This window comes from Enterococcus sp. DIV2379 (assembly GCF_050542965.1).
In the GTDB taxonomy this organism is placed as follows: Bacteria; Bacillota; Bacilli; order Lactobacillales; family Enterococcaceae; genus Enterococcus_D; species Enterococcus_D entomosocium.
Window position 1 is genome coordinate 3,186,683 of record NZ_CP172938.1, and the last position, 23,406, is coordinate 3,210,088.

Below are 23,406 nucleotides of genomic sequence, written 5' to 3' on the forward strand. Positions count from 1 at the left end.
TTACTTTAATGTTTCAACGAATGCCAAGACCATTTCAGCGGAACGCTTGCCAGCTTCTAAGATAAACTCATCAAAAGAGACGGTTGCTGCGTGGTCGGCGGTGTCGCTAATCGCGCGCACGATTAAGAAAGGAATATTGAATTGCTGCGCAGTCTGTGCGATCGCGGCTCCTTCCATCTCACAAGCCAAGGCATCTGGAAAATGTCCTAAAATCTCCTGTACTTTTTGCGGGTCATGAATGAAGCTGTCGCCTGTAACGATCAGTCCCTTTTTCACGGTATGATGGGTCGCTTCTGCGGCTTTTGTCATCTCACTGATCAAATAGCGGCTGGCTTCATAATACAAAGGCATCCCACCAGGCAACTGGCCATATTCATAACCAAAGCCCGTCACATCGACATCAAAATAGGCCACTTTATCTGAGATCACTAAATCCCCTACTTGTAAACCGGCACCGATCCCACCAGCTGATCCAGTATTGATCACCATATTGACCCCGTATTGTTGGATCAGTAAACTAGTGGTGATCGATGCCAGAACTTTACCAATACCTGAACGAACGACGATCACTTCATGATTGCCGATACTTCCTGAAATAAATAGTGCGCCGCCGCGTTCCCAAGAAAGCGGTGAAATCAACTGTTCCCGCAACGCCTTGATTTCTTCCTCCATTGCACCAATAATACCAATTTTCATGTGTTTGCCTCCTGCTTCTCGTTTATTTTTCATCCTTTAAAATGAAAAACAACAGAAATTCCCACGTATCTACTGACGTGTTTTTTCTCCTTTCATGATAAACTAGTTTTGACGAAACGAACAGTTTTTTGTCATTATCAAAGGAGGCACTTATGTCTGAAATTTTCAACGCCATGGCAGCAAAATACGATACCCCTGAACGGATCGCGTTAGCACAATTAGTCACCCAAACCCTTGAACCTTATTTTAAAGACAACCAGCACCAAACTCTGATCGATATCGGCGGCGGTACCGGCCTAGTAAGTCTGCCCTTAGCAGCTTATGTCCAGCACTTAGCCATCTGGGATACTGCCCCTGGCATGATCGAGGTTTCTGAAAAAAAAATCAACCAACTGCAGCTGGCCAATGCTTCTGCAACTGTCCACGATCTGCTGCAAGAATCCTTACAAGCAAAAGCAGACGCTGTGCTGCTATCCCTCGTCTTGCTGCATATTCCTGACACAGCCGCTATGATGGAAAAACTATACGCCTTGCTGCAGCCGGGAGGAACCCTTTATCTAGTGGATTTCCTTAAAAATCCCGCCGTGTCTCACCCGCTGGTTCATAATGGGTTTGACCCTGCCGCATTGACTCAACTGACAGAGGCGATTGGGTTTACCGACACTTCCTTTACCGTTTTTCATGAAGCGGATCATTTGTTCATGAATCAGCCAGCGGCCATGTTTTTAGCTATTTTGAAAAAGCCGACCGAATAACAAAAAAGCCGCACTTGCAGAAGATGCAGGGGCGGCTTTTTCTTAGTACTAGATGAATCACAACAAAAAGATCGCCAAACCGACGACGACTAACAATAAAGTGACGATCACAATGGCTTTCATTAAAAAACGGTTCAGATCCCGAGATTTCTGGTTCTCACCGGCACGGGTCTTCGTGATTTCTTTGTTTTTCTTGCGCACTTTTCGGTAGTGGTTATCAATTTGTTTTTCTTTTTGTTTCCATTCTTTCTTGCTTTGCTTTTCTACGATTTGCTGATTACGTTCAGACGCCGCTTGTTCTTCTTCGCGTCGGCGTCGAAGTTCACTGCGGGTGATCAATGGTTCTTTAGGCAAGTCCGTTCCTCCGTTTCAATTCCAGCAACTCCCAAAATTGGATCGCAAACACGGTCTTCGCATCACAGATCGTTCCATCAGCGATAGCGGCTTGTGCTTGCTCTAAGCTCAATTCATAGACTTCCAGCACTTCGTCTTCGTCTTGCGGTAAGGGATTTGCCACTTTTTCCAGCTCTTTCGCATAATAGACGTGCAAGATTTCATTCGCAAAGCCTGGTGAAAGGTACATAGAAGAAACATGCTCTAGCGTTTTTGCGCGATAGCCAGTCTCTTCTTCCAATTCCCGGGCGCCAGTCAAATCTGGACGTGCGCCTTCTCCTGGATCGATTTTGCCTGCTGGTATCTCTAAAATCACTCGCTCTAATGGCTTTCTGAATTGGCGAACGAACAGCATTTTGTTCTCACTCGTCAAGGCGATCACGGCCACCCCACCTGGGTGGAAGACTAGTTCGCGTTTACTGGTTCCACCATTGGGCAAGGAGACATCATCAACCACCACATCAATGATTTTGCCATGGAAAATTTCATTCCGTTGGATCGTTTTTTCTTCAAAATCTTTAAATTCTAACATCTATCGACACCTAACTTTCCTCATACGTCTTATCTATCAAACACTTTAGCATAATTTAGAAAAAATATCTTCTTAAGAAATAGCAAGAAAGCTTATGAATTTACTAAAAATCGGAAAATCCACCCCAAGTCTGATATTTTTCTTTTAGTGAACATGCTAAAATAAAGATGTCGAATAACCCAATCTACTTGTCCAAGAGATTTTTAGGAGGAGGAAAAATGAAAAAAAACATCTGGCTGATCGTTGGTGCGATCGTCCTCATCAGTATTATTTTTAACGTAGTAGGCGATTCATTTGCGAGCCTATTATTAATCGTCGGTGCGATTTTAGTCTACGTCGGTATCAGAGGACGTAAAGTTCCGGCAGCGGATCCACAAGTTTTGCCTTCTTTAACGAGAGAACGAGAAGCCCATTACTTGAAAAGCGGAATGACTGCTCGTGAGATCGAATTGTTCCGTGAAACGATGAATCAGACGAAACACCAAATCGATAAATACCAAAAAAATATCACTAGCAATAACAAGTTAAAAGCCATTGACTTGCGTCACGATGCCTTGCGTGCCTCAAAAGCTCTTTTCAAAGAACTCGTAAAAGAACCAACTAAACTGCCTTTGGCAAGTCATTTCCTTTATACCCACTTGCCCAATATGGTCGATTTGACCGATAAGTTCATTGAAATCAATAGCCATGAGATCAAAAGTCGTGAGACCTATGATAAAATCGAAGAAAGCACACAAATTATCGAGCAAATGGCTTCCTTGATCGCCAAAGACTACTCCCAATTTGTAGCAGACGATCTTGATGACATGGATATTGAGTTATCCATTGCCAAACAAAGCATAAAACGAGATAATGAATAGGGATAGATTCTGATTGGCAACAAAAAAAGAATCTAAAAAAAATCTAGCCCAGGCTAGATTTTTTTCGAAAGCAGACAATTATTAGGAGGAGTTATTATGAGTGACACACCAAATCAAGTAAAACCCGTAACGGATACGCTTGACGATTTATTGAACAACCCATTTTCAACCCCTGTCGACACTTTGACCACTACTCAACAAGCGGAGATCAGTCAGCTGAAAGAACAGCAAACAGCACCGCGTTTGATTGACAAATTACCGCCAGAGCGTCAAGCACAGGCCCAAGAATTAGCCAGCAAGATCGATGCAACTGACCAGCAAGCAGTCATCACCTATGGTGCAGCTGCCCAAACCAAACTTGGGGAGTTTTCCCAATCTATGTTGAACCATGTCCAAGCAGCTGATATCGGCCCTGTGGGCGACTCATTGACTGAGTTGATGTATCGCTTGCAAGAAGCTAATCCAGATGAACTGCGTGCAGGTGAAGGCAACTTATTCAAGCGGATGTTTGGTAAAGTAAAACAATCCATTTTTGAAATCACCGCTAAATACCAAAAAATCGGTGCCCAAATCGACAAGATCGCCGTCAAATTGGATAAAGAAAAAGACGGTTTGCTAAAAGACAACCTGATGTTGGAACAGTTGTATCAAAAGAACAAAGATTACTTCGATGCATTGAACATCTACATTGCCGCTGGCGAGTTGAAGATGCAAGAATTGCAAACCAAAATCATTCCTGAAGCTATGAAAAAAGCAGAAGAAACGAATGATCAAATGGACGTACAGATCGCCAACGATTACACGCAATTCCTAGATCGTTTAGACAAACGGACTCATGACTTGCGCTTGGCACGTCAAATCACGATCCAACAGGCACCGCAAATTCGCCTGATCCAAAACACGAACCAAGCGCTAGCAGAAAAAATCCAAGCTTCTGTCAATACAGCGATCCCACTATGGAAAAACCAAGTGGTCATTGCCTTGACTTTATTGCGTCAAAAAGATGCAGTTACGGCACAGCGCCAAGTTTCTGAGACCACCAATGATCTATTGAAGAAAAACTCAGAAATGTTGAAAGTTTCTGCTATTGAAACAGCGAAAGAAAACGAGCGCGGCATCGTCGACATCGAAACATTGCAAAAAACACAAAACGACCTTGTGGAAACGATCCAAGAAACATTACGGATCCAAAAAGAAGGAAAAGAAAAACGTCGTGCTGCCGAAGTGGAATTAGGTCATCTAGAAGAAGACTTGAAAGACCGCTTATTGGATTTAACTAGCAACAAGTAAATTTCACCTATCAAAAGAGGACTTCCATTCCCGGAGTCCTCTTTTTTTGAAAAAATTGATTTAAGTGAAGGCAGCAATCAAATCTCAATGAAATGAAACTTCAAAGTGATTGACGCCGTCTTGATCCACCGTCAAACTGATTTGCGCCTCCAGCATTTCTGTGATGGCTTTGGCGATGGCTAAACCTAACCCATAGCCACCGTCTTGATGGTTGCGAGAAGGATCCCCGCGGTAGAAGCGGTCAAAGACATAGGGAATTTTTTCTTCGGGGATCAGACAACCACTGTTGGAGACTTGCAATACTGTCTTTCGTTGCCGTTCGATTAGGGCCACTTTGACTGTTTCTCCAGCGGGCGTGTATTTCAAGGCATTGTCTACCAATATCATGGTCAATTGCCGCAAGGCTTGCTCATTGCTTTCAAGGTGCACCTGTTTAGCGATCTGTTCCTGATAGTGGATCCCTTTTTCCAGCGCAATCGCCTCCATGCTTTGATAAACACTTTGCACGACTTGAACTGCGTCGATCAAAGAACGCACCATTTCTTGTTCGGCACTTTCGAATTTGGTCAACAGCAATAAGCTATTCACTAGCTCATCCATCCGTTCGGAACCTAACTGAATGTTTTTCAGCCATTTCATCTGGCTTTCCAAGGTTTCTTCTGGACTGCCAGCTAATACCTCAGCATTGACTTGAATGATCGCCAGTGGTGTTTTCAACTCATGGGAAGCGTTAGAAACAAACTCTTTTTGTTTGCGCCAAGCCAGTTCCACCGGTCGCAAGGCTCGATTGGCCACATAAAAACTAGCGATATAAATACTGGCTAAAGCTAAAACGCCGATGAGCAAAAGCGTGTTTCTTAGATTTCTCAGACTGGTCTTATAATCGGTGACATCAAAAAACATTACTTGGTAATACGGCTCATAGCTATTGATACTGGTAGAGTACATTCCCATTGACTCATTATTGATGGAATAATGGCTGAAAGAAGCTACCAAAAAGAGGGAATAGCGCCAATAACGATCATTCAACTTCACCTCGTTTGGTACTGCTCCTTGCTTCGTTGCTGTATCGACCAAAGCGGCATACAGTTCGCTCTCATCGACACCCTCATCATCACTTTGGATCTCAACGTCGACTTGATCGCTGACAACTAAGCCAATTTCTCTGACGTCACTCGTACTATTGATGACAGTCAAAATCATTGGATATTCTGGGTCTGCCAGTGATTGACGCACTTCTTCCTCATCTAACGGTGCTGCAGCTAGGAGATTTGATTCTTGCGAGACGAGCGATTGGATCTCGTTTTCAATTTGGGTGGCATTCAAAATATAGATAAAGGTAAAGGCACCTAAGACAATGATCGAGATCAGTGCCATATTGAACCACAGCATTTTATTTCGCAATTTTTTTAACATGGCGGCTCCTTGCTCTGCAAAATGTACCCCGCATTACGGATCGTGCGAATGCCGATATCTGCTTCAAGCAGTGCCAATTTTTTCCGCAGCAAAGACACATAGATTTCAACGCGGTTTTCTTCCACATCGGGATCAAAGCCCCAAATTTTATTGATGATGGTTTCTTTTGATAAGATCACTTTGGGTCTAGATAAGAACAGTTCCATCAGTTTCATTTCTTTGGGTGACAACACCACTTGATTGCTAGGCGTGGCTAACTGCAGCTCATTACGATCTAAGCCCACGTTGCCAAAGGCTAACTGGTCTTCTTGATAATCCAAATCTTTTCTTCTGCCTAGCGAACGAATCCGTGCCAGCAACTCTTTCATTTGAAAGGGTTTCGTCAAGTAATCATCTGCCCCTGCATCCAAGCCGAGTACTTTGTCATCGACTTCGCTTTTGGCCGTCAACATAATGATCGGCGTGCGAATATTTTGCTTGCGTAACGTCTTTAGCAATGTGATTCCATCGATTTTGGGCAGCATGATATCCAAAACGAGAATGTCATATACACCACTCGCTGCATAATCTAATCCGGTTTCGCCGTCAAAGGCCAAATCGACGGAATAATGTTGTTTCTTCAATAAGCTGGCAACAGCTTCTGCGATCGATGGCTCATCTTCTACGAATAAAATCCGCATTGGTCAGTCCCCCTTTTGCACTCATCATTTCTTTTTCAGTCACTTTTCAGTAAGCACAATCATTCCTATAGACTCATTCCAATTGTTCTCCAATAAAACGTTCTGTTGAAACGATCCGCATGTGTACACTTGTTTGATGAATCCACATGTGTAGCAACAATGCTACCATACCGCTTAGTAAAAACACAAACAGCTTTTTCCTAAGGTCTTGAAAATTCTCTTGATGACGCATGGGTTTCCTCCTTCTTGCAGGTCATCGATAAATCCGCTCGACTATTCTGGATCAGTAACCGCTGGGGCTGTCTGATTGCCTAAGCTGATATCGAAGGTAATCGTATCTTCTAACGGTAAAAACTGATTGAACTTGCTCATCCCCACGATTGTCCCGTAGGGTTCTGCTGAATTGACATAACGGACTTGATAGCTGATGTTCGCCCCTTTTGAACGGAATTCATCAAAGAAGAGTTTTTGCAGATCCCCTTCAAGGATCTCGCTTCGACGGTAATCTTTGATATAAGGTTGACCTGCCGAATAGACGACTTCAATGCCTTGGTCATCTTTGCTGGTTAAGACGGTCCCGGCGGTCTCACTTTGCGAGATCAATTGTCCATAGGGCAGACTCTGAGTAAACTGCATCCGCATCCGCACAGTGACACCCTCAACAGCGGCCTGGGCATCATCTGGTAAAATCGTTGAAAAGTCTGGTACGGTGACCCCTTTCCCTAGGGAAATCGTTACTTGAAACGCATCCCGTTTCGCGATTTTTTCTTTTGGTGCCACGCTTTGTTCAATGACTTTGCCTTCTTCCACAGTATCCGAAGCCTGTTCTTTGACTTCAAGCTCCAGCTCATGGGCTTTCCCCCATGTTTCTACCTCTGCACGGGTTTTATCACTAAAGTCTGGTACTTCAATATCTTTTTCAAAGGTTTCTTCGCCTTTGGAATAAAAGACTCGTCCGACATCTCGACGATGATAGTTCTCTCGTGAGACTTCTTTATTGGTAAATTCTACTCGAATCGGTGCTTTTTCCTCGATCTCATCGTGGTATTCATCGACGATCGTCAAATTGCTTGCTTGATTTTTTTCGATCCACTCTGCTGCCTCGTCCCTCGTCATTTCCATAAAGTCTGGCAATGCCAATTTCTCTTCTGGATCAGGTCCTTGGCTCACGGTTAGATGCAGAGTGCTTCTTTTTCTGACTCGACTTCTGGCAGCTTCTGCTTGGGCGATCACTTGATTGGCTGGGGCTTCATCATAGGCTGGTGTGACATCAACCGCAAGATCATGTTCCGCTGCCCATTCTCTGACCTCTGAGATCTCTTTGTCCACAAAGTTATCCAACCGGACATACGCCAATTGGAAAAATAAAAAGCCGCTGAGTATAAAGAGTCCAAGCAAGGCAGCTAACCCTAGCAGTCGTTTTTTTCGCCGCTTCTTTTTGAAGGAGGGATCATGTTCGATCCCCTCTTCTAAAGAAGCTGAACCTTTTTCTTTTCGGGAAGCACGGGAAGAAGGTACTTCGGCTGCTGCTGATTCCTTGTCTGGCTGTTTCGGTTCTTCTTCAAACTTCGATAAAAAATCACTCATAGGCCGTCAACGCACCTTTTTTTAAGTAAAAAGTCTGATCTGACTGCTTGGCGATCTCGGTCGAATGGGTCACTACGATGATGCACTTGTTGTGGATCGCCGCTAGTTCTTTAAAAATATCCACGATTTCTTGTTCCATGCCTTCATCCAAATTCCCGGTAGGTTCATCGGCTAAAATGATATCAACGTTGGTCGCTAAAGCACGAGCGATGGCGACCCGCTGCTGTTCCCCACCGGAAAGCTGATTGACGAAACGATCGGCTTTCGTGGAATTGATGCCGATATAGTCCAGCAAACGATACGCAATTTGATCGTGCTGATCCGGGAGTTTGTTGTCTGAAATCGCCATCGAAACAAGGACGTTTTCTAAAGCCGTCAAATAAGGGATCAAGTTGTAACTTTGAAAAATCAGACTGATTTTGTTGCGGCGATATTCTTCATAACCGATCGTTTTGATATTTTTTTCTTCAAAAAACACTTCCCCATCGGTTGGCTGATCCAATGCACTGATCAAGGAAAGAAAAGTGGTCTTTCCTGAGCCTGATTTTCCTAAGATCGTGTAAAATTTGCCTTTTTCAAAGGAGATATTGGTTTTATCTAAAATTTTCCGGCGATTCTCGCCATCTTGGTAGTAATACGTCATGTCTTTTGTTTCTAAAATTGCCATGTTCATCGCTCCTTACAGCATGATTTTTTTCGGATTCAACCGTAAAATGTACAACAGCGGCACCACTGCCGAAAGCAAGATCGTCACGATCCCAGTCGCTAAAAAGGCGATCACATAAGATAAGGTATATTGAACGCGAAACGCCTCGTTGATCGTCGCTTGGTCGATTTTCGGTGCCCCCACAAAGAATTGTTCCATCCCTGCCTGGTTTGCCTCTAGCATACTGCTGGCTAACAAAGATTCAGAAACCATCTTGCCCAGCATATTCCCTGTAACCAAGGAGATCAGCATTGCACTGACACCAATCAACAGGAGTTCGATCACAATCTGTGCAAACACGTATTTCCGGCGTTCCCCTAACGAAAGGTAGATGCCTAACTCATATTTACGATCACGGGTAAACAACACAATGATCAAGGAGATAATAATCAAGGAAGCAATCACCGCAATCACTACGACATACGAGGAAATTTGTGATAAGCGATTCATACTGGTTCCCACACGGTCATACTCATCCGTAGAAGCATTGACCTTATAGCCATTTGGCAAGAGTGGTGTCACCTCTTGTTTGAATTGTTCTGCATCTTCTGGTTGATTCAAAATAAATTGCGGGGTAAAGAAATCCTCGTCAGATCCGGGGTCTGTAGCTGGAAACGCCGCTTGTCGCCCCGCACGTTCCTCTTCAACAATCGTTTTCACAGCATCATTTGGCATATAGATCCGATTGAAGGGACGATCATCAAAAGCAAACGAGCTGACTCCCCCCTCTTGTCCTTGTTCATTCGCTTTTTCTAAGCTGGTATTTTTAAAGATCCCGACGATTTCGATAGGATAATCATTGCCTTTTTGTTTCTCTGGATCTCCACCAGATGAATAATCGATAAACTGTCCATCTAATACCATGGTGTCACCAACGGTCAAGCCGTTTTCCTGAGCCACCTCTTCAGAAATCAACCCTACACGTTTTCCGGTACGCTGTTCCTCTTCTGTAAAGAAGCGTCCCTGTGTTAAATTCACCGTATCTTCTTCAAAATCCAACGGTTGTAAGAGATTGGTTCCTGTTAAATAGACCCAAGAATCCATACCTCCAGAAACCATGATATTCTCGTTTTCAACTTCTGGTCTAAAACTATAGGGTTTGAATTTATCAACAGCAATCATTGCTTCTCGCAAATAGTCATACTGTTTGACTTCCGAGCGCTCGCCAATTTGTTTGATCAGCTCCTCCGGCAGCGGCTGAATCTCCTCCATACTTGTGCCGCCCTCACTATTTGCCATCAAGGCTTCATAGTCGATATCGATCGTTGCGAGGGAACCTAATTGGTTTTTGATCTGCTTTTCGACATTTTGAGTCGACTGATTGACCGCAATTGCGCCAGCGATTACATTTCCTAAAATTAGAATAACAGCAAACAATATTGCAGATTTTCCTCGCTTTCTCGTCACACTCAGCCATGCCCGTTTCATATAATTCAATTGCCAACATCCTCTCTTTTTTCTCTAACAAAAGCATACTGGATGAACCTTTAGCGAATCTGTCATTTGGAAAATTTCTCAAAAAAAGCAGATTCATAGAGGACTTTTGATCAAGAAAGACTGTCGTTGCAATGATCAGCACCAGAAATGACTACTATTTGAATAACAAAAAAAGCCTCCTAAAACGCTGCTTATAGGAAGCTCGGCTATATTTACATAAAAAAAGACAAAAACCGCATCCGGGTCTTTGCCTTTTCACAATCCTATTCGTCAATTTTCTCATTTAATTCGCTATTACGATAGCCATATACAAAATAGATCGCGATTCCGATCACTAAAGAGATCCCAAAAACGATCCAGGTCGCCGTTTTTAGACGGGTCATCAAGAAGAGACAGCTGGCAACGGACAACAAAGGCAATAAAGGTACCAGAGGTACTTTAAATTCACCTTTAGCAGGTGGCCCCATCATCTTCCTCAGCTTGATGATCCCTAAGGACATTAAGATCATATACGACAATGCCGCAATGTTGGTCAATTCTGCCAAGATATTCAACGGGAAAGCTGCCGCAAAGAAGAAAGCAAAAACACCAGCGATGTAGGTCGCTTTCTTTGGTGTTTTATGCTTAGGATCGATGGCTTGCATGGCTTTTGGCAATAACCCATCTTTACTGATGGCATATAACAGACGCGCCAAGGAGTACATCATAGCGATCGTCACTGTTAATAAGGTCAAGATCGCCCCTACGGAAATGATTGATCCGACCACTCCATGACCGACATAACGCATCGCAAAAGCCACCGGATCATTGACTCCTAATTCAGCAAACGGCACGATTCCCGTCATGATCAGTGTGACAATGATATAAAGGACTGTTGCGATCGCAATGGAACCAATGATCCCCCGAGGGACATTTTTCTTTGCATCTTCAACTTCTTCCGCCGCCATTGCGACGGCATCAAAGCCAAGAAAAGCAAAGAAGACTAACGCTGCACCATTAAAGACGCCTGAAAAACCAAAGGGCATAAAGGGCTGCCAGTTGTCTGGTTCCACGAAAAAGGCACCAAAGACGATAAACAAGAGGATCACGCCGAATTTCACCCATACCATGGCATTATTCAAACGCAACGCTTTTTTCGCTTCTTGGCTGACCCACAAGGTTACGAAAATAATGACTAAACCAGCAATCAGATCAATGTAGGTCCCCTTGCTTGGATCATAACCGCCCGTCAAAGCGGTTGGTAAATGGATATCCGCACTGGCCAAGAAGCCTTGCACATAGCCTGACCAGCCAGATGCCACCGAAGAAACGGCCAATAAGAACTCGCAAATCAAAAACCAGCCTGCCAGCCACGCGGTAAATTCACCAAAAACGACATACAGATACGAATAGGCGCCCCCTAAAACAGGGATCCGAGAAGCAAATTCCGCAAAAGAAAGCCCTGATAACACAACAACGATACCAGCTACAACAAAGGAAAGAATCAATGCCGGTCCGGCATACTCAGCAGAAGCAGTCCCTGTAACAACAAAGATACCTGTGCCAATAATGGCGCCGATCCCCAACATAATCAAATCTTTTAACTTCAACTCTTTTTTTAAATTCGTCACACTTTCCCGTTGTATGACTTTTTTTCGAAATAAATCCATAACTCCTCCTCAAAAATATACGTTTATGTTGCTTTCATATACCCCAGCAAAACACCGCCGATAATCACCAGCAGACAACCAATCACCACATACCGCAGTTCTTTTTTGGTTTTCTTTTCGCCGAGAATAAAAATCCCGCCTAGCGTTGAAATGATGATTCCCATCTGCGACAATGAGAAGCCCACCGCTAGTCCGACTTGCTGAACCGTGATCAGCATGCAGACATTGCCGATGCCCCATAACAATCCTGACAAGGTATTTTTCCCTACAAAACGGTCGACCTTCGTCTTTCTTAAAGCAAATAGGCTGGCACCGATCAGCATCCCGACACTTTGTGGCAAAATGATCGCCAATGGGTCCAATCCTGCCCAAGTAATCAAAATCGTATAGGCGCCGTACCCAATCGTGGATGAGATCAATGCCCGAAATCCTTTAGGAAAATCAAGCATCTTGCTGCCGGCTTCTACCGGACTTTCACCATCTTGGCGAGCGGTCAGATAAGCCCCTATCACCAATAAGATCAATGCGCTAACACCTAATGCATAATCGCGGGTCTGTGTCCATTCTGCAAAAAACAATGCACCGGCGACCGTATTTAAAATTAGCTGCATCCCGGTTGAGAGCGGTAATCCAACAGACACACCTAAATATTTCATGCCATGGAATTGACCGTTTTGACCGACGGACCAAAAGAGACCAGACAAAAGACCGATCAAAATCACCTTTCCATCAATCACTGGCATCGTCACAAAATATACGACCAGAGAAAAGAAAAAGGCACCAATCGTCATTCCTAGCGTTTGCTGGTTCGCATCCCCGCCAAGTTTGGCACTTACTAAACCAATGCTGCCCCACGCAAACATTGGTACTAATGCAACGAGTATCTCCATTTCATTCATCCTTACCATTCAATTTTAAGCACAGGCTTTAGTGTATCAGTGAAAACGTTCTAGGGACAAGTGGTTTTTGTCAAAAAACACAAAAAGATACTCGAAAAAAAGCAGATTAGCGTTTTTCCTCATAATAACTCAACAAGGGAAAGAACAGCGTCATGGTGGTTCCTTTTCCAACTGTCGACGAAGCCGTTAGCTCGATGCCTAATTCCTTCGCTAAACTTTTCGCTAAAAAGAGCCCTAATCCCGTCGAGTGGGTGTCCGTTTGGCGCCCATTTTCGCCCGTAAAGCCTTTATCAAAGATGCGACGCATGTCTTCTTTAGGAATGCCGATCCCACTATCTTGCAAGTGGAGATAGGTTCCTTGGGCATCTTTTTCGATCCGAATTATCAGCTGCCCATTTTGTGGTGTGTACTTAACGGCATTGCTGACCAATTGTCGAAAGATAAAGCCGAGCCATTTTTCATCGGTCAACACTTGCTGATCCTCACCTTCAACGGCATAGTGCAGGTTCTTTTGGATAAAATAATTTGCCTGACTGCGTAAAACCGGCTGGATGACGGCTTTCAATGAAATTTCTTGGACCAGATAATCTTTTGAAAAGCTGTCCAAACGGGCGACGTACAAGACTTGCTCGACATATTCGTTCATGCGGTTCAATTCATTTTCTAGTAAGATGAATTTTTCATCTGGAATATCAAATTCGATCGAATGCAAAAGCAATCGTGATGCGGCTAAAGGTACTTTGATTTCATGGACCCACGAATCGATGTATTCCTTTTGTTCTTCTTGATTGCTGACGACTTGCTGCATCAATTCTTGGTGCTCTCGGATCAACTGATTGATGTAAGATTCGATCCGTTCTTCTTCCGCCGAGCGTGCTCCTTGCAAGTAGTTTTGCAGCAAGCTGTCTCCGGGCTTGGGGGTGATTTTTTGCCAAAAACGCCGCTTAGATAAGTAGCTGATTGCCAAAAAGAACACCATCAAGACACTTTGCATCAAAAAGAGATAGCCGACTGTACCCCAATCCATCGGGGAATGAGGAGTCAGCCAAAAAACTAAGACCGTCAACACGAAAAAGACCAGCCAGCCAATAAACAGCAGCCAACGATCTTTCAAAAAACTGCGCAAAACCCGCCACTTTGTCATGGTACGATATACCCTTGACCAACCTTGGTTTCAATGTAGCCATTCATCCCCGCTTGTTCGATTTTTCGTCGCAAACGATTGATATTGACCGTCAAGGTATTGTCATCTACAAAACGCTCGTCATCCCATAAGGCCCGCAAGAGTTTTTCACGACTTAAAATCTTGCCGTGATTTTTCATCAAAATATACAGCAGGCGGTATTCGTTTTTGCTAAGATCGATGCTTTCGCCATTGATATACATGCTGCTGTTGTCGATATTGAGGGTCAAACCGTTATGCACTAACGTCTCGCTGCTGCTTTCTACATAGTTGTAGGAACGGCGCAATAAGGCATTGATTTTTGCAATCAGAACGTCGATCTCAAAAGGTTTTGTCACAAAATCGTCCGCCCCCATATTCATGGCCATGATCATATCCATATTGGTATTGCGACTGGAAATAAAAATGATTGGTACTTTGGAAGCTTCGCGGATTTTTTGACACCAATAGTAGCCATCAAAAACCGGCAAATTAATATCCAGTAAAATCAGTTGGGGCTCTTGTTCTTCAAAGTCAGTCAACACTTGATGGAAATCCGTCGTGCCAAAGGTCTCAAACTGCCATTTTTCTAGTTCTTCGATAATCAGTTGGCGAATCACCGCTTCATCTTCTACTACCATTATTTTTGCCATATCCGTGAATTCCCTCACTTTGCGTAATTTTCTCCTCTTTACTTTATCAAATATCAAAAACGAATGCGAACATTAATCGCCGTTTTTAGCAAACCCTAAAAAACCTCTTCACTGTCCTGAGGAATCAGTGAAGAGGCAAACAAAAAACGGACGACTAGGTTACTCGATGATCTCAACAGTCTCAATTAGTAGTTTTCCGATAAACAATAAAATCCCATCGAAAAAAAGCACACTCATGTTGACACCTAATAGCATTGATAACCGTTCAACGACATCGATTTTTGGTCGTTTGTTCAAATAACGAAACAAGAAAAAATTCACACCATACGTCACTGCCATGATCAGCAGCATCAAGATCACCATTTTAGTTCCCTGCTTTTCTTCAAATTTTTGGTTGCTGTGCTAAAAACTGTGTCAGTTTACTTTGATCGATGGCTTCATACTGCGATAGGAAGCGACCGATTGCTTGAACGACTGCCGGTAGATGACCCGCTTCATCATTTTCGATCTGCAGCACCAGCAGTGGTTCGTGCAAGCTCATTCGCAGCAAGAACCAGCCTTGGCCATAGGGCGCTGTCAAGTTGATGCGAATGCCTTCCTCATTTTCTGGATCGATCTGCCAGCCTGGCAGCAAATGATCGGCTAAATCCGCGATCACTTGGCGACCATAGTCTTGATAGTCGGCTTTTTGGATCGCAAAGCGCAATTCTTGGGTCTCGGCGGGTTGTTGCAACGCCGCGATCAGCTCATCCAGTGTCGTGCCTTGCTGTTGCAATTGTGGCAGCATCATCAAGAGCTTGGCGATCACGTACGCCCCGTCATCTAAAAAGAAATTTTCTTTAAACGCGGCATGCCCGCTGGTTTCGATGGCTAACTGTGTGTCCAGTCCTGCTTCATTCAATTCAATCGCTTTGTTGATCACATTGCGGTAGCCAGAAATATAGCGTACTTGCTGCCCTCCCAGTGCTTCGATAAAGGTTTTTAAATGATTAGAGGTTGGTGAATTAGTGACGATACGCGTGCCAGGGTGTTCCGCTAAGATGATCTTGCTTAATACAGCAATCATATTGTTGCGGTTCAAGGGCTCACCGCTTTTGGTCACGACAGCCGAGCGGTCGACATCGGTATCGAAAATAATGCCTAGATCGGCTTGTTCTCGTAAGACGGCTTCACGAATACTTGCCATCGCCTCTTTATTGTCTGGATTAGGGATATGATTGGGAAAATGCCCATCCGGTTCTAAAAATTGCGAGCCATTCGTATCTGCCCCTAGCGGCAGCAACACTTTTTCAGCAAAAAAGCCGCCGGCACCATTGCCTGCATCAACAATGATCTTTAATCCAGCCAAAGGTTTTTCCTCATTGGTTCCCATCCCTTGGCGAATTTTTTGCAGTAGATCTTGGGCATAAGGCGTCAGCAGGTCTTTTTGCTGATAGCTTCCTTTTTCCGCTGCCTCATGAACGGTAGTGTGGGTCAAAATATAGTGGATATCCATTTTTTCGGCACCGCCTTGGCGGCTGAAAATTTTTATTCCATTAAAGTAATAAGGCAAATGACTCGCTGTCAGCATCACACCAGCATCACAGTCGAAATCCGCAAACTGTGTGCTCATAAACATGGCTGGTGTCGTTGCCAAGCCACAATCGATCACTGCCACGCCTTCTTGCTGCAGCTGTGCCATCAACACTTCTTGCAGTGCTTCGCCACTCAAGCGACTGTCACGACCGACTGCCACGCGAAAAGGTCCGCTGCCCTTTGTTTCCAACCAGTTGCACAAGCCCGAAGCAACTTGCCGAACCGCTTGCTCCGTCAGCGTCACCTGTTCTTTTTCTGTTGCGATCGCAATCCCTCGAATATCAGAACCATTTTGCAAATCAACGATGTTCATTTCCTCCACCCCTTCTTGTAACCGGAATCAATTTTATTATACCAGAGAAAAAAGGAAATGAAATTGCTTTTTAGTATTTTTTACTATAAATAGTTTACTTTCCTTATTCTTTAAACGGAATCCCTTCCAGTTGCAGTAGTCGGCGTTTGGTTGCTAACCCGCCCCGATACCCCGTCAAGCGGCCGTTTTTTCCTAACACCCGATGACAAGGAACCACGATCATCATTGGGTTACGCCCCACTGCGTTGGCGACAGCTCGGACAGCGGTCGGACGTTGAATGCGCAGCGCCAAGTCACTGTACGTAGTGGTTTCACCATAAGGAATTTGGGTCAGTGCTTGCCAAACGGTTTGTTGAAACGGTGTCCCTACAAAATCAAACGCAAAAGTAAACGTCACTGGTTCCCCTGCAAAATAAGCTTGCAGCTGCGTTTCAATTACTGGATTAAGGTCAGCTATACTACTGATTTCAGCCAATGGAAAGAATTTGAGTAATTCATGATGATCCTGCTGCCGACCAAAATACACTAGCCCTTTTTCCGATTGGACCACCTCATACCATTCTTCGTCTAAAACGATCTTTGCCAATGCTAGTTTCATATTTTCACCTCATGGAATCCATTTTCCGCAGCACAACTGCTTACGTGCTGCCGCCGTTCTACGGCTGTCTCAGTGACAGTATACCATTTTTTCGAGCTGCGCAAAAAAACCGACTGGCTTACTGCCAATCGGTCGTTGCAAACAAGGGGAAAATAGGCAGATCGCCAGTCGCTGCAGCTTCAAGCCGTAGCAATGGCAGAATCAATCCAATTCGATTTTCCCAGTATATAGCTGATAATAGGTGCCTTTTTCTTCCAACAGCGTTTCATGGGTCCCCCGCTCAATGATACGGCCATGATCCATCACCATGATGGCATCGGAGTTTTGGATTGTAGACAATCGATGGGCGATCACAAACACGGTCCGTCCAGACATCAAACGATCCATCCCTGATTGGACGATACGCTCTGTACGGGTATCGATGCTTGAGGTGGCTTCGTCTAAGATCATCACTGGCGGATCAGCGATCGCTGCGCGAGCAATTGCCAACAGCTGCCGTTGACCTTGGGAAAGCCCTTCGCCATCGCCCGTGATCACGGTGTCGTATTTTTCTGGCAAATGGTTGATAAACATGTCGGCATTGGCTAGTTTCGCTGCTGCCAGCACTTCTTCATCACTAGCATCCAGTTTTCCGAAGCGAATATTCTCGCGAATCGTTCCAGTAAACAAATGGGTGTCTTGCAAAACGATTCCTAATGAGCGACGGAGGGATTCCAGATGGATTTTTTCAATATTGATACCATCATAGCGAATCTTCCCGTCTTGGATGTTGTAGAACCGATTGATCAGATTGGTAATCGTTGTCTTACCAGCACCTGTTGCACCAACAAAGGCAACTTTTTGCCCAGGCTCTGCATACAGATTGATCTCATGTAAGACCAGTTGATTATCGACATAGCCGAAATCAACATCTTCAAACCGCACGTCTCCCGTCACTTCCGTATAGGTAATGGTTCCATCCTCGTGGGGATGTTTCCACGCCCACGTGCCTGTTCGTTCTTTGGTTTCAACTAGTTGACCTTGCGACCATTTGGCATTGACCAGTGTGACGTAGCCATGATCGATTTCTGGCGTTTCATCTAATAGGTTGAAAATTCGCTCAGCACCGGCTAATGCCATGATCACAAAGTTGATTTGTTGTGATACTTGGCTGATAGGGCCATTCAATGAACGGCTCAGTTGCAAGAAAGAAGCGATCATCCCGACCGTCAGTCCAGAAACACCATTGATGGCAAACAGGCCACCAATGATGGCGATCAAGACATATTGGACATTTAGTAAGTTCATCATGATCGGCATCAAGGTATTGGCATTGACATTGGCTTTAGTGGCACTTTCTTGCAGTTGATCATTTAAGGCATCAAATTCTTCCATGACGATTTTTTCATGATTGAAGATTTTGACGACTTTTTGTCCGTGCATCATTTCTTCGATATACCCGTTGACAGCGCCTAAATCTCGTTGCTGTGCGCCAAAGAAGCGGCCGCTGCGGCGAGAAATGATGCGGATCACATTCAGCATCAAAATAACCGACAGCATCACGAACAGAGTCAATGGAACACTGATGGAGAACATGGCGATAAAGACAGAACAAAAGGTTACCGCCGCCATCATCAAGTTTGGAATACTTTGGGAGATCATTTGACGCAACGTGTCCGTATCGTTGGTAAAGTGACTCATGATGTCGCCATCTGAGCGGGCATCAAAGTAGCCGACTGGTAGAGACTGCATATGTGTAAACATTTGGTCACGGATTTTTTTCTGCGTGCCCTCACTGATCTTGACCATCATAAAGTTATAGATCAGTGCGGCCAAGATTCCAATCAGGTAGATGATCGCCATTTGGACGATCGCCCGAAACAAGCCGCCAAAATCAGGATTGGCTTGCCCTAAAAGCGGTGTGATATGATCGTCGATCACGACTTGTAAAAACAACGAACCACGAACGTTGGCAAAAGCACTTAACAAGATCATAACAACGACGAATAGGAGTTGTCCTTTGTAGTCGCCAAACATCGTTCGCAATAAACGTTTTAATGTGCGCTTGGGATTTGCTGCTTGTCTATTCTTCACCTTCACCAAATCCTTTCTGCTGCGAATGGTACACTTCTTGATAGATGGCATTGTTTGCCAACAATTCTTCGTGGGTACCGATGCCATTGATTTTGCCATCATCCATTACGATGATCCGGTCGGCGTCTTCGATCGAATTGATCCGTTGGGAAATAATGATCGTCGTCGTTCCCGGAATTTCTCGTTTCAAGCCTTCGCGGATACTGCGATCGGTTTTGGTGTCGACGGCACTAGTAGAATCATCGAGAATCAAGATTTTCGGTTTCTTTAATAAGGCGCGAGCAATCGTCAACCGTTGTTTTTGCCCACCGGAAACATTGTTCCCTCCTTGTGAGATCTGCGTTTCATATTTATCAGGAAACTCTTGAATGAAGGGATCGGCTTGTGCAATCGTCGCCACGCGCTGGATCTCTTCATCCGACGCCTCTTCATTGCCCCAACGTAAATTGTCGTTGATGGTGCCGCTAAAGAGTACATTGTTTTGCAAGACCATACTTACTTGGTCCCGCAATGCTTCTAAATCATAGTCGCGAACATCATGACCGCCGACGATGACACGCCCTTCAATCACATCATATAAGCGCGGGATCAGCTGGACGAGGGTGGATTTCCCGCTCCCGGTTCCACCAATGATCCCAATGACTTCACCGGATTCGATGCGTAGATTCGCATCGGTCAGCGCCAACTTGTTTTTGTCATTGGCGTAACTAAAGCCGACATTTTCAAAAATGATGGAGCCGTCTTTGATTTCTTTGACTGGCTCGGCGGGATTTTTCAAGTCACTTTCTTCATCTAATACTTCCACGACCCGTTCTGCCGACGTTCGTGCGATCAAAATCTGCACGAAAGCCATCGACATCATCATCAAGCTCATCAAAATCTGCATCGTGTAGTTGAACATGCTGACTAATTCACCAGTCGTCAGGCTACTTTGTTCCACGATCAACTGGGCACCAAACCATGACAAGAGCAACATACATGTATAGACTGCAAATTGCATCAATGGCATGTTAAAAGAGACGATTCGTTGCGCAAGAGTGAAATTCCGATAAACATCGGTGGACACTTCGCCAAACAGTTCTTCTTGTTGTTCTTCCCGGACATACGATTTCACGACGCGAACCCCTTGTAGATTCTCTTGCACCACATTATTCAAGCGGTCATAAATGCGGAATACTTTTAGAAATAGCGGGTGGGCAAAACGAATCACTAAGGCAAGGCCAATCGCTAAGATCGGTAAAACAACTAAGTAGATCGTCATAAGTTCTGGGCTGATGGTGCTAACCATTGCAAGTGAGAAAATCAGAACTAACGGACTGCGGACCAGAATACGAATAATCATTTGATACGCATTTTGGACGTTGGTCACGTCAGTGGTCAAGCGGGTGATCAAACTGGAGGAAGAAAAGCGGTCAATGTTTGAAAAGGAAAAATCTTGGATTCGGCGAAACAGATTGTGCCGCAGGTTGCGGGCAAAACCAGCCGAAGCGATCGCTGCCGTTCGTCCGCCAAGCGTTCCTAAAAGTAATGCGATCAAGGAACATAAAAAAAGCAAGCCGCCATCTCTTAGAATCACACCGGCGTCTCCTTTTTCGATCCCTTGGTCGATCATCATGGCCATGATCAGGGGCATAATGACATCTAAGGCAACCTCTCCTGCTACATACACAGGGGTCAGCAAGCTGTCCTTCTTATAGCTGCCAACATTCGCGAGTAATTTTTTTATCATTTGTTTCGTCCCTTCTATAGATGGCACTGCGGAGCCATTTTTTCTCGTTACCATCAAGTTTACTTTATCGATCCAGCGATTTCAAGCGGCTCGCTCGTGTTTTTTTTACAATTAGTAAGTAAAAACACCCTTCCAAGGAAGGGTGCTTACCTTTTGATGCTGTGTGAAAAAGTGTCGGTTGCGAGATTATTCGGCAGCAGATGAACTAGCGGTACTGACCGGTTCATCCGCCTCCCCGCCATCCTCTGCCGGCAGTGTTTGGGTACTGCCTTGCAGATTGCCGCGGCTGATACCGATGGTGATCCACGTTTCTAGGGGAATGAACTCGCCGTAGCGGCTCATTTCAACGACGGTTCCTTTTGGTTCCGCCGAATCGACATAGTAGATTTCGTAATAGACATTGGCGCCTTTTGATTTGTATTCATCAAAGAATAGTTTTGGCAAGTCGCCTTCCGTTGCTTGGAAACGGATGTCTTTCAAATACGGTCTACCTAATGAGTAGACGACTTTGACAGTTGGCAAAGTATCGCTTTCGCTGTACTCTTTGCCCGCTTCCTCCGACTGACTCAAGAAACAACCATACGCCACTTGATCGGAATAGACCGTGCTGACTTGCAGCGGGATTTTTGATTCTAGTCCTTGGGCTTCTTCGATCGTGTATTGTGAAAAATCTGGAACGGTCAAAGCTTGGCCTTTTGAGACCTTCACCACAAATTCTTCTTTTTTCGCAAGTTTGCTGCCTTTGACTGGTTCTTGTGAAACGACCAGATCCAGGGCGACACTGTCAGAAAAGACGGTTTCTTCTTTGTATTTCAAGTCATTCTTTTTCGCCCATTCAGAAGCTTCACTTTTGGCTTTGCCTGTAAAATCAGGTACTTCAATATTTTTTTCAAAGACTTCTTTGCCCTTTGAATAGTAGACACTCAAACGGTCTTTGCGTTTGTATTCGGCTAAATCAAGCTCTTTGTTGGCCGCCTCTTGTTTGATAAAAGCTTCTGCTGCTACATTGTCGTCAAATTGTTCGATCAAAGAGAGGTTTTCGGCTTTATTGCTAGCGATCCAATCTTTTGCTTCGGTCACTTGCATCGCTGAAAAATCCGGTAGCTCTAAGCGTTCTTCAGGATCAGGCCCGAGACTCGCCGTCAGTGTCAGTGTGGCACCCTTCTTGATTTTTTTCTCAGGGTCGACACTTTGGTCGATTACTTGGTTGACGTCTTTGTCAAAGTCATATTCTTGCTCCACTTTGATAGCGACGCCTTCTTCCATGCCCCACGTCCGCGCTTCTGACAGATCTTGGGCAGTGAAATCCGGCACCTTCACATGGGTCATCTGATAATAGACGATCCCGATCACGGCAACCGCCAAGGCGGTCAGTAAAGCAATCAGCAAGATTTTTTTCTGCTGACGCTTTTTGTAGGTCGGATCAAATTCCGTTTCTTCTTTACCAAAACGGCTGACTGGTTCCTTTGAGGCTACCTTCTCAGTCCCAGAACTCGCCGCTTTTGCTTCAGTCGTCTGTGTTTGTTGACGGGCTGCCGAGCGACTCATCGGCTCACTAGCTGTCGGCTCTTCTGATTGGTGAACCGTCGTTGGCTCCGCTGGTTTGCTCGCTTGCTCCGCGCCTCTTGCATTTTGATCTCCGACAGGTTCGCTAGTTTTTTTCTCGCTATTGCCAGCGGATTTCTTTTTGCCATCATAGTTGTCCGGGCTAAAATTTGATAAAAAATCACTCATGTTTACTCAACACACCTTTACGTAAATACAAGACTTCATCCGCTTGTTGAGCGATCTCGTTAGCGTGGGTCACGACGATCACACATTTGTTGTGGACGTGTGCCAGCTCCTTAAAGATATCGATGATCTCTTGTTCCATTTCTTCATCCAAATTCCCGGTTGGTTCGTCCGCTAAAATGATATCGACATTGGTGGCTAACGCCCGGGCGATCGCTACCCGCTGTTGTTCTCCACCAGATAATTGATTGACGAGCCGATCGGCTTTTTCTTTGGTGATGCCTATATAATCCAGTAAATTGTATGCCACTTCTCGCTGATTGTCTGGCAGCTGATTTTTCGTGATCGCCATCGGCACTAAGACATTTTCAACTGCACTTAAATAGGGAATCAGATTATAGCTTTGGAAAATGATACTGATGTCGTCGCGGCGATAATTTTCATGCCCAATTTTTTCGATATCGGTGCCTTCATAAAGTACTTGACCGCTTTTCGGACTATCCAACGCACTGATCAAGGATAAAAACGTCGTTTTTCCCGAACCAGATTGCCCTAAGATGGCATAGAAAGTCCCTTTTTCAAAAGAAACAGAGGTCTCTTTCAGTATATAGCGGCGCTGATCGCCGTCTTGGTAATAGTAATCGACTGCTTTGGTTTCTAATAAAGTCATCG

The 23,406-nt window shown here is 44.7% G+C and carries 23 protein-coding genes; 3 read left to right on the forward strand and 20 right to left on the reverse strand.

The features are described 5' to 3' along the window. Positions 1–696, reverse strand: coding sequence for a 5'-methylthioadenosine/adenosylhomocysteine nucleosidase (locus IGI92_RS14585; RefSeq protein WP_005227823.1), 696 nt, complete (start codon positions 694–696; stop codon positions 1–3). A gap of 152 nt (positions 697–848) precedes the next feature. On the opposite strand from IGI92_RS14585, the gene IGI92_RS14590 reads away from it, so the two are divergent. Beyond that, on the forward strand, positions 849–1,451 hold the full coding sequence (locus IGI92_RS14590) for a class I SAM-dependent methyltransferase (protein WP_008379308.1): 603 nt from the start codon (positions 849–851) through the stop codon (positions 1,449–1,451). A 57-nt stretch (positions 1,452–1,508) separates the two neighbouring features. On the opposite strand, the gene macP is transcribed toward IGI92_RS14590, so the two are convergent. Then, complete coding sequence (gene macP / locus IGI92_RS14595) at positions 1,509–1,805, reverse strand: cell wall synthase accessory phosphoprotein MacP (RefSeq protein ID WP_005233519.1); 297 nt, start codon at positions 1,803–1,805, stop codon at positions 1,509–1,511. Continuing rightward, entirely contained in the window at positions 1,798–2,376 is a 579-nt protein-coding gene (locus tag IGI92_RS14600) for an NUDIX hydrolase (RefSeq protein ID WP_008379307.1), read from the reverse strand. Before IGI92_RS14600 ends, macP begins: the two co-directional genes overlap by 8 nt. Before the next feature lie 218 nt (positions 2,377–2,594). On the opposite strand from IGI92_RS14600, the gene IGI92_RS14605 reads away from it, so the two are divergent. Next, complete coding sequence (locus tag IGI92_RS14605; RefSeq protein ID WP_008379306.1) at positions 2,595–3,236, forward strand: 5-bromo-4-chloroindolyl phosphate hydrolysis family protein; 642 nt, start codon at positions 2,595–2,597, stop codon at positions 3,234–3,236. A gap of 96 nt (positions 3,237–3,332) precedes the next feature. Further along, on the forward strand, positions 3,333–4,526 hold the full coding sequence (locus IGI92_RS14610) for a toxic anion resistance protein (protein ID WP_005233515.1): 1,194 nt from the start codon (positions 3,333–3,335) through the stop codon (positions 4,524–4,526). Positions 4,527–4,610: 84 nt separating this feature from the next. Here IGI92_RS14610 and IGI92_RS14615 read toward each other — a convergent pair whose 3' ends face one another. The 17 genes from IGI92_RS14615 to IGI92_RS14695 all read right to left on the reverse strand — a co-directional run bounded on the left by IGI92_RS14615 (position 4,611) and on the right by IGI92_RS14695 (position 23,404). Beyond that, positions 4,611–5,942: a sensor histidine kinase gene (locus IGI92_RS14615; protein ID WP_301388123.1), complete on the reverse strand. Its 1,332-nt coding sequence runs from the start codon at positions 5,940–5,942 to the stop codon at positions 4,611–4,613. Next, complete coding sequence (locus tag IGI92_RS14620) at positions 5,936–6,622, reverse strand: response regulator transcription factor (protein WP_140966112.1); 687 nt, start codon at positions 6,620–6,622, stop codon at positions 5,936–5,938. The genes IGI92_RS14615 and IGI92_RS14620 overlap by 7 nt, the downstream gene beginning before the upstream one ends. 73 nt (positions 6,623–6,695) lie before the next feature. After that, positions 6,696–6,854, reverse strand: coding sequence for a hypothetical protein (locus tag IGI92_RS14625; protein ID WP_301388126.1), 159 nt, complete (start codon positions 6,852–6,854; stop codon positions 6,696–6,698). Between the two features lie 41 nt (positions 6,855–6,895). Next, positions 6,896–8,209 carry a PASTA domain-containing protein gene (locus IGI92_RS14630; RefSeq protein WP_194188295.1) on the reverse strand — a complete coding sequence of 438 codons (1,314 nt, stop codon included), beginning with the start codon at positions 8,207–8,209 and terminating at the stop codon, positions 6,896–6,898. Continuing rightward, positions 8,202–8,876 (reverse strand): ABC transporter ATP-binding protein, encoded by a 675-nt coding sequence (locus IGI92_RS14635; RefSeq protein ID WP_008379303.1) that lies wholly within the window; start codon positions 8,874–8,876, stop codon positions 8,202–8,204. Before IGI92_RS14635 ends, IGI92_RS14630 begins: the two co-directional genes overlap by 8 nt. 12 nt (positions 8,877–8,888) lie before the next feature. Continuing rightward, the gene (locus tag IGI92_RS14640; protein ID WP_060792591.1) at positions 8,889–10,343 is read right to left on the reverse strand and encodes an ABC transporter permease; all 1,455 of its coding nucleotides are present in this window, start codon (positions 10,341–10,343) and stop codon (positions 8,889–8,891) included. Between the two features lie 272 nt (positions 10,344–10,615). Beyond that, complete coding sequence (locus IGI92_RS14645) at positions 10,616–12,001, reverse strand: APC family permease (protein WP_213354811.1); 1,386 nt, start codon at positions 11,999–12,001, stop codon at positions 10,616–10,618. 23 nt (positions 12,002–12,024) lie between these two features. After that, positions 12,025–12,891 carry a GRP family sugar transporter gene (locus tag IGI92_RS14650; protein WP_008379298.1) on the reverse strand — a complete coding sequence of 289 codons (867 nt, stop codon included), beginning with the start codon at positions 12,889–12,891 and terminating at the stop codon, positions 12,025–12,027. A 115-nt stretch (positions 12,892–13,006) separates the two neighbouring features. Then, positions 13,007–14,044 carry a two-component system sensor histidine kinase SapS gene (gene sapS / locus IGI92_RS14655; RefSeq protein ID WP_008379296.1) on the reverse strand — a complete coding sequence of 346 codons (1,038 nt, stop codon included), beginning with the start codon at positions 14,042–14,044 and terminating at the stop codon, positions 13,007–13,009. Continuing rightward, positions 14,041–14,715, reverse strand: a complete 675-nt coding sequence (gene sapR, locus IGI92_RS14660; protein WP_005227794.1) for a two-component system response regulator SapR — start codon at positions 14,713–14,715, stop codon at positions 14,041–14,043. The genes sapS and sapR overlap by 4 nt, the downstream gene beginning before the upstream one ends. A 159-nt stretch (positions 14,716–14,874) precedes the next feature. After that, entirely contained in the window at positions 14,875–15,078 is a 204-nt protein-coding gene (locus tag IGI92_RS14665; protein ID WP_005227790.1) for a hypothetical protein, read from the reverse strand. A 19-nt stretch (positions 15,079–15,097) separates the two neighbouring features. Next, positions 15,098–16,603, reverse strand: coding sequence for a phosphomannomutase/phosphoglucomutase (locus tag IGI92_RS14670; protein ID WP_301388138.1), 1,506 nt, complete (start codon positions 16,601–16,603; stop codon positions 15,098–15,100). 103 nt (positions 16,604–16,706) lie between these two features. Then, a complete protein-coding gene (locus IGI92_RS14675; protein WP_400449959.1) occupies positions 16,707–17,201 on the reverse strand; it encodes a methylated-DNA--[protein]-cysteine S-methyltransferase in 495 nt (164 codons plus the stop codon). Between the two features lie 201 nt (positions 17,202–17,402). Continuing rightward, positions 17,403–19,325, reverse strand: coding sequence for an ABC transporter ATP-binding protein (locus IGI92_RS14680; protein ID WP_306425334.1), 1,923 nt, complete (start codon positions 19,323–19,325; stop codon positions 17,403–17,405). Continuing rightward, positions 19,264–21,003: an ABC transporter ATP-binding protein gene (locus IGI92_RS14685; RefSeq protein ID WP_034878268.1), complete on the reverse strand. Its 1,740-nt coding sequence runs from the start codon at positions 21,001–21,003 to the stop codon at positions 19,264–19,266. Before IGI92_RS14685 ends, IGI92_RS14680 begins: the two co-directional genes overlap by 62 nt. Positions 21,004–21,189: 186 nt before the next feature. Further along, positions 21,190–22,737, reverse strand: coding sequence for a PASTA domain-containing protein (locus IGI92_RS14690; RefSeq protein ID WP_301388143.1), 1,548 nt, complete (start codon positions 22,735–22,737; stop codon positions 21,190–21,192). Further along, positions 22,730–23,404 (reverse strand): ABC transporter ATP-binding protein, encoded by a 675-nt coding sequence (locus IGI92_RS14695; protein ID WP_005227776.1) that lies wholly within the window; start codon positions 23,402–23,404, stop codon positions 22,730–22,732. Before IGI92_RS14695 ends, IGI92_RS14690 begins: the two co-directional genes overlap by 8 nt. Positions 23,405–23,406: the final 2 nt, after the last annotated feature.

Bases quoted from the DNA above. Each gene is read 5' to 3' on its own strand.
- IGI92_RS14620 (WP_140966112.1), bottom strand. From the start codon at position 6,622: ATGCGGATTTTATTCGTAGAAGATGAGCCATCGATCGCAGAAGCTGTT.
- IGI92_RS14615 (WP_301388123.1), bottom strand. From the start codon at position 5,942: ATGTTAAAAAAATTGCGAAATAAAATGCTGTGGTTCAATATGGCACTG.
- IGI92_RS14625 (WP_301388126.1), bottom strand. From the start codon at position 6,854: ATGCGTCATCAAGAGAATTTTCAAGACCTTAGGAAAAAGCTGTTTGTG.
- IGI92_RS14685 (WP_034878268.1), bottom strand. From the start codon at position 21,003: ATGATAAAAAAATTACTCGCGAATGTTGGCAGCTATAAGAAGGACAGC.
- IGI92_RS14680 (WP_306425334.1), bottom strand. From the start codon at position 19,325: ATGCCATCTATCAAGAAGTGTACCATTCGCAGCAGAAAGGATTTGGTG.
- IGI92_RS14600 (WP_008379307.1), bottom strand. From the start codon at position 2,376: ATGTTAGAATTTAAAGATTTTGAAGAAAAAACGATCCAACGGAATGAA.
- IGI92_RS14630 (WP_194188295.1), bottom strand. From the start codon at position 8,209: ATGAGTGATTTTTTATCGAAGTTTGAAGAAGAACCGAAACAGCCAGAC.
- IGI92_RS14590 (WP_008379308.1), top strand. From the start codon at position 849: ATGTCTGAAATTTTCAACGCCATGGCAGCAAAATACGATACCCCTGAA.
- IGI92_RS14690 (WP_301388143.1), bottom strand. From the start codon at position 22,737: ATGAGTGATTTTTTATCAAATTTTAGCCCGGACAACTATGATGGCAAA.
- IGI92_RS14670 (WP_301388138.1), bottom strand. From the start codon at position 16,603: ATGAACATCGTTGATTTGCAAAATGGTTCTGATATTCGAGGGATTGCG.
- IGI92_RS14645 (WP_213354811.1), bottom strand. From the start codon at position 12,001: ATGGATTTATTTCGAAAAAAAGTCATACAACGGGAAAGTGTGACGAAT.
- IGI92_RS14665 (WP_005227790.1), bottom strand. From the start codon at position 15,078: ATGGTGATCTTGATGCTGCTGATCATGGCAGTGACGTATGGTGTGAAT.
- sapR (WP_005227794.1), bottom strand. From the start codon at position 14,715: ATGGCAAAAATAATGGTAGTAGAAGATGAAGCGGTGATTCGCCAACTG.
- IGI92_RS14610 (WP_005233515.1), top strand. From the start codon at position 3,333: ATGAGTGACACACCAAATCAAGTAAAACCCGTAACGGATACGCTTGAC.
- IGI92_RS14635 (WP_008379303.1), bottom strand. From the start codon at position 8,876: ATGGCAATTTTAGAAACAAAAGACATGACGTATTACTACCAAGATGGC.
- IGI92_RS14585 (WP_005227823.1), bottom strand. From the start codon at position 696: ATGAAAATTGGTATTATTGGTGCAATGGAGGAAGAAATCAAGGCGTTG.
- IGI92_RS14605 (WP_008379306.1), top strand. From the start codon at position 2,595: ATGAAAAAAAACATCTGGCTGATCGTTGGTGCGATCGTCCTCATCAGT.
- IGI92_RS14675 (WP_400449959.1), bottom strand. From the start codon at position 17,201: ATGAAACTAGCATTGGCAAAGATCGTTTTAGACGAAGAATGGTATGAG.
- IGI92_RS14650 (WP_008379298.1), bottom strand. From the start codon at position 12,891: ATGGAGATACTCGTTGCATTAGTACCAATGTTTGCGTGGGGCAGCATT.
- sapS (WP_008379296.1), bottom strand. From the start codon at position 14,044: ATGACAAAGTGGCGGGTTTTGCGCAGTTTTTTGAAAGATCGTTGGCTG.
- IGI92_RS14695 (WP_005227776.1), bottom strand. From the start codon at position 23,404: ATGACTTTATTAGAAACCAAAGCAGTCGATTACTATTACCAAGACGGC.
- IGI92_RS14640 (WP_060792591.1), bottom strand. From the start codon at position 10,343: ATGAAACGGGCATGGCTGAGTGTGACGAGAAAGCGAGGAAAATCTGCA.